This window comes from Arthrobacter sp. NPDC056691, from assembly GCF_042791415.1.
Taxonomy (GTDB): domain Bacteria; phylum Actinomycetota; class Actinomycetes; order Actinomycetales; family Micrococcaceae; genus Arthrobacter.
In genome coordinates this window covers 61,984-74,844 of sequence record NZ_JBHTXX010000015.1, presented here as the reverse complement: position 1 = coordinate 74,844, position 12,861 = coordinate 61,984, and the positions used below count along the sequence as shown (strand labels likewise).

13 protein-coding genes are annotated in these 12,861 nt (G+C 67.1%); 7 read left to right on the top strand and 6 right to left on the bottom strand.

Annotated features, from left to right (window positions below; genetic code table 11):
- Positions 1–12 precede the first annotated feature (12 nt).
- The 4 genes from ACFRAU_RS13665 (at position 13) to ACFRAU_RS13650 (ending at position 4,501) form a co-directional block, all read left to right on the top strand.
- Entirely contained in the window at positions 13–1,656 is a 1,644-nt protein-coding gene (locus tag ACFRAU_RS13665) for a DNA repair helicase XPB (protein ID WP_377996404.1), read from the top strand.
- 61 nt (positions 1,657–1,717) lie between these two features.
- Complete coding sequence (locus ACFRAU_RS13660; RefSeq protein ID WP_043419482.1) at positions 1,718–2,431, top strand: response regulator transcription factor; 714 nt, start codon at positions 1,718–1,720, stop codon at positions 2,429–2,431.
- A gap of 74 nt (positions 2,432–2,505) precedes the next feature.
- On the top strand, positions 2,506–4,056 hold the full coding sequence (locus ACFRAU_RS13655) for a sensor histidine kinase (protein WP_378000315.1): 1,551 nt from the start codon (positions 2,506–2,508) through the stop codon (positions 4,054–4,056).
- 157 nt (positions 4,057–4,213) lie between these two features.
- Positions 4,214–4,501 (top strand): WXG100 family type VII secretion target, encoded by a 288-nt coding sequence (locus ACFRAU_RS13650; RefSeq protein WP_111902971.1) that lies wholly within the window; start codon positions 4,214–4,216, stop codon positions 4,499–4,501.
- Between the two features lie 48 nt (positions 4,502–4,549).
- On the opposite strand, the gene ACFRAU_RS13645 is transcribed toward ACFRAU_RS13650, so the two are convergent.
- From ACFRAU_RS13645 to ACFRAU_RS13620, 6 genes are all read right to left on the bottom strand, one after another.
- Positions 4,550–5,602, bottom strand: a complete 1,053-nt coding sequence (locus ACFRAU_RS13645; RefSeq protein ID WP_378000291.1) for an RNase H family protein — start codon at positions 5,600–5,602, stop codon at positions 4,550–4,552.
- A 103-nt stretch (positions 5,603–5,705) separates the two neighbouring features.
- Complete coding sequence (gene groL, locus ACFRAU_RS13640; protein WP_377996401.1) at positions 5,706–7,334, bottom strand: chaperonin GroEL; 1,629 nt, start codon at positions 7,332–7,334, stop codon at positions 5,706–5,708.
- 290 nt (positions 7,335–7,624) lie between these two features.
- Positions 7,625–8,899, bottom strand: a complete 1,275-nt coding sequence (locus tag ACFRAU_RS13635; protein ID WP_378000290.1) for an ABC transporter substrate-binding protein — start codon at positions 8,897–8,899, stop codon at positions 7,625–7,627.
- Positions 8,899–9,102 carry a cold-shock protein gene (locus ACFRAU_RS13630; RefSeq protein WP_378000289.1) on the bottom strand — a complete coding sequence of 68 codons (204 nt, stop codon included), beginning with the start codon at positions 9,100–9,102 and terminating at the stop codon, positions 8,899–8,901. Before ACFRAU_RS13630 ends, ACFRAU_RS13635 begins: the two co-directional genes overlap by 1 nt.
- Positions 9,103–9,260: 158 nt before the next feature.
- Positions 9,261–9,884, bottom strand: coding sequence for a LytR C-terminal domain-containing protein (locus tag ACFRAU_RS13625; RefSeq protein ID WP_378000288.1), 624 nt, complete (start codon positions 9,882–9,884; stop codon positions 9,261–9,263).
- A 49-nt stretch (positions 9,885–9,933) separates the two neighbouring features.
- The gene (locus ACFRAU_RS13620) at positions 9,934–10,296 is read right to left on the bottom strand and encodes a DUF3263 domain-containing protein (protein ID WP_378000287.1); all 363 of its coding nucleotides are present in this window, start codon (positions 10,294–10,296) and stop codon (positions 9,934–9,936) included.
- 205 nt (positions 10,297–10,501) lie between these two features.
- On the opposite strand from ACFRAU_RS13620, the gene ACFRAU_RS13615 reads away from it, so the two are divergent.
- From ACFRAU_RS13615 to ACFRAU_RS13605, 3 genes are all read left to right on the top strand, one after another.
- Positions 10,502–11,221 carry an aspartate/glutamate racemase family protein gene (locus ACFRAU_RS13615; protein ID WP_378000286.1) on the top strand — a complete coding sequence of 240 codons (720 nt, stop codon included), beginning with the start codon at positions 10,502–10,504 and terminating at the stop codon, positions 11,219–11,221.
- Between the two features lie 62 nt (positions 11,222–11,283).
- Positions 11,284–12,003, top strand: coding sequence for a uracil-DNA glycosylase (locus ACFRAU_RS13610; protein ID WP_377996455.1), 720 nt, complete (start codon positions 11,284–11,286; stop codon positions 12,001–12,003).
- Positions 12,004–12,013: 10 nt separating this feature from the next.
- Positions 12,014–12,853, top strand: a complete 840-nt coding sequence (locus tag ACFRAU_RS13605) for a siderophore-interacting protein (protein WP_378000285.1) — start codon at positions 12,014–12,016, stop codon at positions 12,851–12,853.
- Positions 12,854–12,861 lie beyond the last annotated feature (8 nt).

The following is a 12,861-nucleotide window of genomic DNA, read 5'->3' as shown; positions in this document are numbered from 1 at the left end:
GGTTGTACCTGCGTGAATGACGGCCCCCTGATTGTCCAGAGCGACAAAACCATCCTCCTCGAAGTGGACCATGAGCAGGCGACGGAGGCCCGGCACGCCATCGCGGCCTTCGCCGAACTGGAGCGCGCACCCGAGCACATGCACAGCTACCGGCTCACCCCGCTGGGGCTCTGGAACGCCCGGGCCGCAGGGCTCGACGCCGAGAAGGTACTGGACACCCTGCTGAAATACTCCCGCTTCCCGGTGCCGCACTCGCTGCTGATCGACATCGAGGAAACCATGTCCCGGTACGGCAGGCTGCGGCTGGAAAAGGACCCGCAACACGGGCTGGTCATGCGCACCAACGACTACCCTGTGCTGGAGGAGGTCAGCAGGGCCAAGAAGATCCAACCGCTGCTGGGTCCGCGGATCGATGCCGAGACCGTGGTGGTCCATTCCTCGCAGCGCGGCCAGCTGAAGCAGCTGCTGCTCAAGATCGGCTGGCCCGCCGAGGACCTGGCCGGTTACGTCGACGGCACGCCGCACCTCATCATGCTGGACGAGTCGGGATGGAAACTGAGGCCGTACCAGCGGCTGGCCACGGAGAACTTCTGGGCGGGCGGCAGCGGCGTCGTGGTGCTCCCCTGCGGCGCGGGAAAGACGCTCGTGGGCGCGGCGGCGATGGCCACGAGTTCCACCACAACGCTGATCCTCGTCACCAACACGGTGGCGGCACGGCAGTGGAAGGACGAGCTGCTCCGGCGGACCTCGCTGACGGAGGAGGAGATCGGCGAGTATTCGGGCGCCGTCAAGGAAGTCCGGCCGGTGACGATCGCCACCTACCAGGTCCTCACCACCAAGCGCGGCGGCCTGTACCCGCACCTTGAGCTCGTCGACGGCCACGACTGGGGCCTGATCATCTACGACGAGGTCCACCTGCTGCCCGCGCCGATCTTCCGGATGACGGCGGACCTGCAGGCGCGCCGGCGGCTCGGACTCACGGCAACCCTGGTGCGTGAAGACGGCCGGGAAGGCGAGGTTTTCAGCCTCATCGGCCCCAAGCGCTACGACGCGCCGTGGAAGGACATCGAGGCCCAGGGCTACATCGCCCCCGCGGACTGCGTGGAGGTCCGCGTGGACCTGCCCAAGGACGAGCGGGTGGCCTACGCCATGGCCGAGGATGCGGACAAGTACCGGCTGTGCGCCACTTCCGAGACGAAGACCCTTGTGGCCGAACAGCTGGTGGAACACCACCGGGGCGAGCAGGTCCTGGTGATCGGGCAGTACATCGACCAGCTCGACGAACTCGGCGAGCGGCTGGACGCTCCGGTCATCAAAGGCGAAACCTCGGTCAAGGCCCGCCAGAAGCTCTTTGACGCCTTCCGCGCCGGGGAGCTCCAGACCCTCGTGGTGTCCAAGGTGGCCAACTTCTCCATCGACCTGCCGGAGGCCTCCGTGGCCATCCAGGTCTCCGGCTCCTTCGGTTCACGCCAGGAGGAGGCCCAGCGGCTCGGCCGGCTGCTCCGGCCCAAGCAGGACGGGCGGGCGGCACGTTTCTACTCCCTCGTTGCCCGGGACACCCTTGACCAGGATTTCGCGGCCAAACGCCAGCGCTTCCTGGCCGAACAGGGCTACGCCTACCGCATCATGGACGCCAAGGACGTCGAATCCTGCTGACCCAAGCAACACACAACATTCATTCAGAAAACTCCCAGATTCTGGGAGCATCATGGGAAATATGAAAAAGAACAGCGCCGAAGCGAAGCTCCTCGTGGTTGATGACGAACCGAACATCCGCGAACTGCTTTCCACGTCCTTGCGCTTCGCCGGTTTTGAAGTGGTGTCGGCGGGAAACGGGCGGGAGGCGCTGGCAGCCGTCGAGGCGCACGCGCCCGACCTCGCGGTGCTGGACGTCATGCTTCCGGACATGGACGGCTTCACCGTCACCCGCCGGCTGCGCGCGGCGGGCAAGCATTTCCCGGTCCTCTTCCTGACCGCCAAGGATGACACCGAGGACAAGGTCACGGGGCTGACGGTGGGCGGGGACGACTACGTCACCAAACCCTTCAGCCTTGATGAGGTGGTGGCCCGCATCCGCGCCGTGCTCCGCAGGACGCAGCCGATGCTGGAGGATGACGAGGCCGTCATCCGGGTGGACGATCTGGAGCTCGACGACGACGCGCACGAGGTGCGCCGCGGCGGCAAGGTGATCGAGCTGTCCCCCACCGAATTCAAGCTGCTCCGGTACCTGATGCTCAATCCGAACCGGGTCCTGTCCAAGGCACAGATCCTGGACCACGTTTGGGAATACGACTTCAACGGTGACGCCTCCATCGTCGAGTCCTACATTTCCTACCTGCGGCGCAAAGTGGACATCGATCCCGACGCCCCGGCCCTGATCCAGACCAAGCGCGGCGTCGGCTACGTGCTGCGGACAGCAGAGAAGCGCTGATCTTGCTGGAGCGCTGGAAGTCCGCGCTGGAGCGCTGGAAGTCCGCCACCCTTCGGTCCCAGCTGGTGGCCATCATGATGGCCCTCCTGCTGGTGGCCCTGGCCGTAACGGGGGCGGGTGCGCTGACGCTGCTGCGCGGCTACCTCGAGGGCCAGGTGGACGACAAGCTGCGGGCCGCCGTCACCGCCGCCCAGTCGCAGCGCTCGATCTCCCCCATTGCCAACCCGGCGGTCCCCACGGACTACACGGTGACGCTCTACTACCCGGGGACGCAGCCGGATCCCATCGACGACAAGGGCGCCCGCCCGGACATCGCGTCGATCTCCGTGGACGAGGCCCGCGAGCGTGATTTCCGCCCCTACCAGGTGCGGGGCACCGACGGTAAGAACTGGCGCGTGGTGGCGGTCCCTGTTGTGGTTGGGACTGAGCAGCAGCGGGCGGTGGTGGTCATCGGGCTGCCGCTCTCCACGGTAGATGAGGTACTGCGCCACATCAGCCTCGTGGTGGTGGGTGTTGGCCTGCTGACGCTCGTCCTCGCCTTCTTTATCGCCAACTGGACCGTCACCAGGTCCTTCCGCCCCCTGGCCAGGGTGGAGAAGACCGCCGCCGCCATTGCCGCCGGCGACCTGTCGCGGCGCGTCGATGTGCAGAACCCCTCCACGGAAGTGGGCCGTCTCGGCAGGTCGCTGAACGCCATGCTCGCCCACATCGAAGCGGCGTTCGCGGCCCGCATGGCCTCCGAGGACCGGATGCGCCGGTTTGCCGCGGACGCGTCCCACGAGCTGCGCACCCCGCTGGTGACGATTCGGGGCTACTCGGAGCTTTACCGGCATGGCGCGCTGCAGTCCTCGGAGGATGTGGCCAGCGCCATGGGCCGGATCGAGAGCGAGGCCAAGCGGATGGGCTCCATGGTGGAGGACCTGCTGCTGCTGGCACGGCTGGACGAGCAGCGGCCGCTGCAGCGCAAGCCCATCGACCTGCAGCTGCTCGCGCATGACGCCGTGGTGGACACCCAGGCCAGCGAACGAAAGCGCGCCATCACCCTGACCGGCCTGCACAGCGGCAGCGCCGAACCGGCGCCCGTGCTCGGCGACGAGGCGAAGCTGCGCCAGGTCATCGGCAACCTGGTGGGAAACGCGCTGCGCTACACGCCCGGGGGAACACCCATCGAGCTGGCTGTGGGCGTCCGGCGGGCCGACGACGGTGCCGCCATGTCCGTCCTCGAAGTCCGGGACCACGGCCCCGGGATCTCCGACACAGAGGCCCCCAGGGTCTTTGAACGCTTCTACCGGGCCGACACGTCGCGCACCCGGGAGACGGGCGGCAGCGGTCTGGGACTGGCTATCGTGGCTGCCATTGTCGGCTCGCACGGCGGCTCTGTCCGGGTGGACGGTACCGACGGCGGCGGCGCAACACTCGTGGTCAGCCTCCCCGTTCGCGAGGACTCCCCCGAGTGGGACGGTCGTGAGGCAGACAGCCATGGCGTGGACGGTGCGGAAGCGGTCAGTACGGAGGTGGGTGGCATCGGGGTCGATGGCATCGGGACGTTCTCGGACAGCGTTGCCGGGGACCGTGTTGGCGGGGACGGCGTTACCGGCGGGAACCGGGCAGCCGGCGGGCGGTAGCCGGGCTGCCGACGGAGGTTATCCACATGGCGAATCCCGCTGTGGCGGCGGGTGCCGGCGGGTTCCTAGGCTCGACGTAGCGGACCGAAACGGCCGGTCCGCCAGCCACAGCGGCTGTCCTTCCGGGGCAGTCGCCCTAATTGTCGAGAGGCCCGCCATGAGTATCATTTCCGTCGATACCGACCTACTGCAGGTGAAGTCAGCCAACGTCAAGGCAACTGTTGACCGGATCAGCGCCGACGTCCAGGCGATGAAGCATGGCCTGGACGAACTGCAGGCCACGTGGCGCGGTTCGGCGGCAACCAATTTCCAGGCCCTTGTGGCCGAGTGGACGCTGACGCAGGGCAAGGTTGAGGCCTCGCTCGCCTCCATCAACCTGGCCCTGTCGTCGGCCGCGGACACCTACGCCCAGGCGGAGCAGGGCAACGCGCAACGCTTCAGCTGACGCCGGGCGCTCCAGCTGACACAGCGTTCAGCTGACGCCGGGGGCCGCTCAGGCCTCGGGCGTGCCCTGGTGGAACCGCAGGCGCCACTGGTCGCCGTCCAGAACCCACAGGGAGCTGCGCAGCGCTGAGCCGGCGCGGGAATAGCTGCGGTAGGTCAGCAGGATCGTGTCCGCACCGATCCGGTCGGCGCTGAGTACGTCCAGGTCGACGGGACCGCCCGGGCTTTCCTCGAGGGACATCATCATCGCGTCGCGGGTCCAGAGCCGGCCGGCGGTTCCGATTTCCGTGAAGTCCGGGTGCAGGAGCTGTCCGGTGCGCCCGATGTCGCTGCGGACGTCCGGGCGGAGGAGCTCTCGTTCCAGGGCCTCGACAATTTCTTCGGGCGTGGCGCCCGCCGGGAGTTCCGCAAACGCCTCGTCACCAAGTTCGCCGGCACCCAGTTCGCTGAAGAGATCAGGCGCGTCGGATCCGAAGAGAGCCGGGGGTGCTGGCTCAATGCGGCCCTGGTTGGCGGCATCACTGCGGGCCGGGGTCGCGGCCGCGCCCCGGGCCGGTGCAACAGGTTCGAACAGCGAAGGGATGCCGCCCCCGCCACGGCCCTCCTTGACAGGCCGCCGGGCTGCAGCCGGTTCCGCGTCGGGGAACCCCGGTCCTGAGCGCGCGGCAACGCCCTGCTGGTAGGCGAGTGCCACGGCCCTTGCCCGCTCGTCGGCGGCCTCGTTCAGTTCGTGCCCGGCGTGCCCCTTGACCCATTCGAAGCGGTACTTGCGCCCGGCGAGCTCCCGGTCGATGTCCTTGAGGATGTCCACGTTCAGCACGGGCTTGCCGTCCGCCTTGCGCCACCCCTTGCGCTTCCAGCCGGGCATCCACTTCGTCACCGAATTGATCACGTACTGGCTGTCGCAGAGTATGTGCAGGTCCTCGTCGGGGAGGTGCGCGGTGGAGCGGAAGAGGTCCAGCACGGCCATCAGCTCACCCTGGTTGTTGGTGCCGTGCGGCCAGCCGCCGGCCCGCCAGCAGTCGTCGTTCACGTACCAGGCCCATCCTGCGGGACCCGGGTTTCCCAATGCCGAACCGTCGGCTGCTGCAGTAATCGTCACCGAACCATCCTGCCAGACTGCAAGGACAAACATGCGCAGACAAAAGTGCGGCCCCCTCCGTGGAGGGGGCCGCACTCATTAGCCAGCTTGGAGCAGCGGGAGGCTAGAAGCCGCCCATGCCGCCCATGTCGTCGCCGCCGCCGACGGCCGGAGCGCTCTTCTCCGGCTTGTCAGCCACAACGGCTTCGGTGGTGAGGAACAGGCCGGCAATGGAAGCCGCGTTCTGCAGGGCAGAGCGGGTTACCTTGACGGGGTCGTTCACGCCGGCAGCCAGCAGGTCGACGTACTCGCCGGTTGCAGCGTTCAGGCCGTGGCCGGCGGGCAGGCCGCGGACCTTGTCCACCACGACGCCGGGCTCAAGGCCGGCGTTGAAGGCGATCTGCTTCAGCGGGGCGTCAATGGCAACGCGGACGATGTTCGCACCGGTTGCTTCGTCGCCTTGGAGCTGCAGGTTGGCGAATGCCTTGGCGCCGGCCTGGATCAGGGCCACGCCACCACCGGCAACGATGCCTTCTTCGACGGCAGCCTTTGCGTTGCGGACAGCGTCCTCAATGCGGTGCTTGCGCTCCTTGAGCTCAACCTCCGTTGCGGCACCGGCCTTGATGACTGCAACGCCGCCGGCCAGCTTGGCCAGGCGTTCCTGCAGCTTCTCGCGGTCGTAGTCCGAGTCGGAGTTTTCGATCTCGGCGCGGATCTGGGAAACGCGGCCGGCGATCTGGTCGGCGTCGCCTGCACCTTCGACGATGGTGGTCTCGTCCTTGGTCACGACAACCTTGCGTGCCTTGCCCAGGAGGTCGAGGCCGGCGGTCTCAAGCTTGAGGCCGACTTCCTCGGCGATGACCTGGCCACCGGTGAGGATGGCGATGTCGGCCAGCTGCGCCTTGCGGCGGTCACCGAAGCCCGGAGCCTTGACGGCGACGGACTTGAAGGTGCCGCGGATCTTGTTGACGATCAGGGTGGCCAGGGCCTCGCCCTCGATGTCTTCGGCGATGATCAGCAGCGGCTTGTTGGACTGCATGACCTTCTCGAGGACAGCAACCAGTTCCTTGACGTTGGAGATCTTGGAGTTGACGATCAGGATGTACGGGTCCTCAAGGACCGTTTCCTGGCGCTCGGTGTCCGTGACGAAGTAAGCGGAGATGTAGCCCTTGTCGAAGCGCATGCCTTCGGTGAGCTCCAGCTCGAGGCCGAAGGTGTTGGACTCCTCGACCGTGATGACGCCTTCCTTGCCCACCTTGTCCAGGGCTTCGGCGATCAGGGCGCCGATTTCGTCGTCACCGGCGGAGATGGAAGCCGTGGCCGCGATCTCTTCCTTGGTTTCGATTTCCTTGGCGGAGGCCAGGAGCTCGGTGGTGACGGCTTCAACGGCCTTCTCGATGCCGCGCTTGAGGGACAGCGGGTCAGCGCCGGCCGCGACGTTGCGCAGGCCTTCCTTGACCAGTGCCTGGGCCAGGACAGTAGCCGTGGTGGTGCCGTCGCCAGCGACGTCATCCGTCTTCTTGGCAACTTCCTTGACCAGCTCGGCGCCGATCTTCTCGTAGGGATCGTCCAGCTCGATCTCCTTGGCGATGGAGACACCATCGTTGGTGATCGTGGGGGCGCCCCACTTCTTTTCGAGGACGACGTTGCGGCCACGCGGGCCGAGGGTGACCTTGACGGCGTCGGCGAGGATGTTCAGGCCCCGCTCAAGACCGCGGCGTGCCTCTTCATCAAATGCAATGATCTTGGCCATAACGGCAGTAGTCCTTTCGGGACAGTCGTTAAGAAGGAACCTCGCTGCGGTGCCCGCGACGGACGATCCTTTCCGCGGGCCTCTGTACGCCCGACAGTCCGGATCTCACCCCAACCAGGTGTTTCTTTCGCTCCTTGCGCCGCCGCCGGGGTGGTGCCGGCCGGAACCGGACGACCCTTTAGCAGTCGGCACGCTGGAGTGCTAATCAATAATTAGCACTCCCCCGGGGAGAGTGCAAGCAGATGTGCTTGTTTTATCCCGCAATCGGGCGGAGTATTCGCTGCCAGCGATCAGCCGGCAGACCTTCCGGCGGCCTCGCTGCCCGTGAGCTTGGCTTTATTGTCGGCTCCATAGGTGAACACCATGTACTTCGCGACGGTGACGTCGCCGTTCGCATCGAAGCGGACTGGCCCCGACTCACCGTCGTAGTCAATGGCCTTGCCGTCCCGGATCGCGGCGAGGCAGTCCTTGTACGTCGAGCAGACGGCCGGCTGGCCAGACCGGGAAGCGGACGCCCGGCTTCCGGCAGTGCCGCCGGAGACGGCGCTGAGCGTACCGGCAATGGAGGCACCGGCGTCGTCCTCCGCCACAGCGGCGGCCAGGGCCGCGAGGTTCACGGCATCATAGGTCTCGGCCGCGAACGTTGTGTCCTTGAGTTTCGCGTCGATGGCCACGAGTTCGGCCTGGAAGTGCGCTGAAGGAAAGACGCCGGGCACCAGGGCGCGCGTTCCTTCCAGCGATCTCGACCCGAGGGCTGAGCCGTACTGCCTGAAGGCACCGTCGGCGAGGATGAGCTTGTTGCCCGGCACTCCTGCATTGGTGAGCTCGGCGATGGCTCCCTGCGCACCGTCGCGGGCAATGACGACGACGGCGTCCGGCGCTGCGTCGCGGACGCCGCCAGCGGACTTCTGCGCCTCGCCCGCCTTGAAGCCGGAAACGGTGACGGGGTCCAGCCCGCCGGCTTTGGCGGCAGCGGAAACGGCGGCAGACACGTCCTGGCCGTAGTTGCCGTCCTCGTAGAGCACCGCGAGGCTCTTGACCCCGGCGTCCCTGGCGAGCTTCACCAGGACGGGAGCCTGCGCAATGTCCGCCGCGGCCGTGCGGAAGTAGTAGCCGCCGCTCTTGTAGCTGCTGAGTTCCGCGGCGGTGTTTGCGGGAGAGATGAGAGTGATCCTGGCCTTGGACAGCACGTCGATAGCGGCCGGGGCGTGGCTGGAATCGGTGGGACCGATCACCACGTCCGCCTTGGCGTCGGCGAGTTCCCGGGCCTGCGCGGCAGTGTCGGCGCCGGTGGACTCGGGGAGCAGCTCGACTGGCCTGCCTTTGTGCCCTCCCGCCGCGTTGATCTCCTGGACAGCGAGCTTAGCGGCGGCCAGCTGGGCGGCGTTCAGGAAGGCCTGGGGTCCGGTGTTGTCCAGGATCAGACCGATCCGCAGCGTTCCGTCGCCGCTGGCTTCAACCGGAGCTGTCCGGGCGTTGTCTCCCGATCCCGAGCAGGCACCCAGCGTCATCACGACGGCGGTGCCCCAGACAGCAGTACACCGGAGACCTGTGCGGAGTGCCACTAGACGGGCCGGACCTTTTCTGCCTGCGGACCCTTTTCGCCTTCGCCCACTTCCAGCTCCACGCGCTGGCCCTCGTCGAGCGCCCGGAACCCGTCGGTCTGGATGGCCGACCAGTGCACAAAGACGTCATCGCCCGAACCGTCAACGGTGATGAAGCCGTAGCCCTTTTCCGCGTTGAACCACTTCACGGTGCCCAATGCCATGATCCCCACACTTTCAGGTTGCTTGCGTAAGGCCCACGTCGGTGTGTGCCATGAATTACGCCTCGAAGCCTGCCTTCACTCTATCCAGTCAGGCCCTGAGAGGCGCAGGCCAGCGGACCGGAGCGGAGGCAATAGTTATTCAGGCGTAACCGGAAAGGCTACTGGTAGCCAGGGCCCAGCACCACCGCAACGGGCGTGGGGAAGTCCTTGCTCTCCACCAGCGTGGGGATGTCCAGCAGTGCACTGAGTGCCTCGGCGTTGGCCCGGTGGGCGGCGTCCGAGTAGAAGATCACGGACTGCTGCTGGGGAGCGCCCTGCCAGTTGGCCACCTCACCGAGCACCCAGCCGTCGGACTGGACCGTGGCGCCCACCCGGCCGGCCAGGCCGGAGGTCAGCGTTCCGTTGAAGATGGCTACCGGCTGCGACTTGTCCACCGCCGCAGGGGCAACGGTTTCCGATGTGGCGGGTTCCAGCGCGGAGGGCGACGCCGATTCGGAAGCCGACGCCGAGGCGCTGGGCGTTGCCTTTGCAGAGGGCGTCGCTGTGGGGCTGGCCGATGCCCTGGAAGTGTCAGCCGCCGCGGCAGGCGGCGCGATGGTGGGCTGGAAACCCAGCTGCGGCAGCAGGAGGAAAGCAACGAGGCCGACGGCGAGCGCCCCGATTCCCGCGGAAAGGATGGGCCACAACTTCGGGCGCGACGGCGCGGAGACAGCGCGGTGCACGCCCTGCCGGGAGGAGACCTCAGGCACCCTGTCGAATTCGTCCCGAGCAAAATTAGTCATGGTAAACAGGCGTCCTTGTTGGTTTTCGCCGGCAGTCCGGCACTAGCAATTACGCGTCAGATCCCAGGCGGCGTGCAGTGCGGGCCCGCTGACGTGACGTACGTAGTCTACGCAATCTCTTCACGAGCATGGGGTCGTGCGCCAGCGCGTGCTCTGTGTCGATCAGGGCATTGAGGATCTGGTAGTAGTGCGTCGCGGACAGGTCAAAGAGCTCCCGGATGGCCTGTTCCTTGGCGCCGGCGTACTTCCACCACTGCCGCTCCAGGGCGAGAATCTGCTGCTCCCGCTCGCTCAGCGGCGAATCCCTGAGCTTGAAGTCGTCCAGGAGCGAGCCGCTTCGCAGGCCCCGCTCCGGCGCCGGGCCCTGCCCTGAATCCTGCTCCGTGAGATGGTCCTGCAACGGCTCGGCCACTGCGCTCTCCTTAGCTGAATCCGGTCAAAGTACCTCGCCTATGTTACGGAGGAATAACAGCATTGTCATTTGGGGCACGGGCATCCGGCGGCGGCCGGCCCGCCAGTTGCCGGCCGCCTGCCGCAGGTCCCGGGGACGGCGAAGACGAGCGCCGTGCAGCAGTTTCCGCTGAATTATGCTCATTACCGAGGAAAGGATGCCCGACATGGAGATGCGCAGGATCGGCCTGATCGGCGGCATGAGTTTCGAAGGCTCGGCCGTCTACTACCGGATGCTCAACGAAGCTGTGCGCGAACGCCTGGGCGGATTGAATTCCGCGGAGGTGCTCCTGCATTCCGTCAATTTCCAGGAGATCGTCGACCTGCAGAAGGCCGGCCGCTGGGAGGACGCGGGACGGTCCCTGGCCCGGGTCGCCCGGGGACTGGAGGCGGCCGGCGCCGACTGTGTGATGATCTGCGCGGTAACAATGCATCTGGTGGCCGACGCCGTCGGGGAATCCGTCGGGGTGCCAATGATCAACATCATCGACGAGACCGCCTTTCGGCTCCAGGCCGCCGGCGCCAAGAGGCCCCTCCTGCTTGCTACCCGCTACACCATGGAGCACGGCTTTTACGCCGAGCGAATGAAGAGACACGGCATCGACGTCATGGTGCCGGACCCCGACGGCCGGGCACTCACGCACAGCATCATTTTTGACGGGCTGTGTGCCGGCAAAGTACTTGACACCTCGCGCAAGGCCCTGGTCGCGCTCATGGAACGAGCAAAGTCGGACGGTGCTGACGCCATCATTCTCGGCTGCACAGAGATCTGCCTGCTACTCGACCCGGCGCAGCTGCCGCTGCCAGGCTTTGACTCCACCGGCATCCATGTGGAGGCCGCTGTCGAGTTCGCGCTGGCCTCCACTCCCGCCGGCGGGCAACACTAGTGGAGCCGGAACCCCTGTTCCACCTGGCGCCCACCGGGGCGGACACCGTTGGCTTCGCTGAGATGGCCGGGATGCCGATGGCGGAACTGGTGGCCCCGGATTGGGCCGCGGCGCTGGCCGGCGTGGAGCCGGAACTAAGGTCTGTGCTGTCCTTCCTGGCCGGCGAGGAGGCCGCCGGGCACCGGGTTCTGCCCGCTGCGCCGAATCTTCTGCGCGCCTTCCGCCAGCCGCTGGCGGAGGTGCGCGTGCTGATCGTGGGCCAGGATCCTTATCCGACTCCCGGCCACGCCGTGGGACTCGCCTTTTCCGTGGACGCCAGGACCCGTCCCATTCCGCGCAGCCTGGCCAACATCTACAAGGAACTTGAGGCGGACCTGGGCCTGCCGGCACGCATCCACGGCGACCTGGGCGCCTGGGCGGAGCAAGGGGTGCTGCTGCTCAACCGCGTGCTGAGCGTGCGCGAGGGCGCTGCCGGATCGCACCGCGGCAAGGGCTGGGAAACGATTACGACGGCGGCTGTTGCCGCCGTCGCCGGCCGGCGGACCGGAGAGGGCGGGCCGCTTCCCCTGGTGGCGGTGCTGTGGGGCAAGGACGCCGAGAGCGTCCGTCCCCTGCTGGGCAGCACCCCGGTGGTGTCCAGCGTCCACCCGAGCCCGCTGTCTGCATCGCGCGGGTTCTTCGGCTCCCGGCCGTTCAGCCGCGCCAACGCGCTGCTGGCGGAGCAGGGCGCCGGTGCGGTGGACTGGAAACTTCCGGCCGTACCACCAAGGTACTTAGGCTAGGCTTACCTGCATGACTTCCCTTCCGGCCGCCACCACCGCCACCAAAAAATCCCGCCCGCAGGTCACCCTGGCTGTCCTTCGGCGGGAGCAGCTTTCCGCGAATATGGTGCGCATTGTCGCCGGCGGCGCGGGGTTCGCTGACTACGTCAACAACGACTTCGTGGACCGTTACGTCAAGATCGTCTTCCCGCAGCCCGGGGTGGATTACCCCCAGCCCCTGGACCTGTGGGCGATCCGGGAAACGATGCCACGGGAGCAGTGGCCGCACACCCGCACCTACACGGTCCGCTGGGTGGACACGGCCGCCGGCGAGCTTGCCATCGATTTCGTGGTCCACGGAGACGAGGGCCTGGCCGGGCCCTGGGCCGTCGCGGCCAAACCGGGCGACAGCCTCATCTTCACCGGCCCCGGCGGCGGCTACAACCCCGATCCGGACGCGGACTGGTACCTGCTGGCCGGTGACGAGGCCGCCTTGCCGGCACTGGCAGCCGTCATCGAGTCCCTCCCCGCGCACGCCCGCGGCGTGGCCTTCATCGAGGTGGGTACGGACGCGGACGTCCAGGAGATTGCTGCCCCGGCCGGGCTCGAATTGGTCTGGCTGCAGCGCGGCGATGTTCCAGCCGGTGAGAGCAGCCAGCTGGTGGAGGCGGTGCGCAGCGCCGTCTGGCCCGACGGCCGCGTGGACGTTTTTGCGCACGGCGAGCGCGGCTACATGAAGGGCCTGCGGGACGTGCTGTTCCGCGAGCGTGGCCTAGACCGCAGCCAGGTTTCGCTGTCAGGCTACTGGGCCAGTGGCCGCGTCGAGGACGTGTTCCAGGCCGAGAAGAAGCTGCCGATAGGCAAGATCTGACCCGCAAA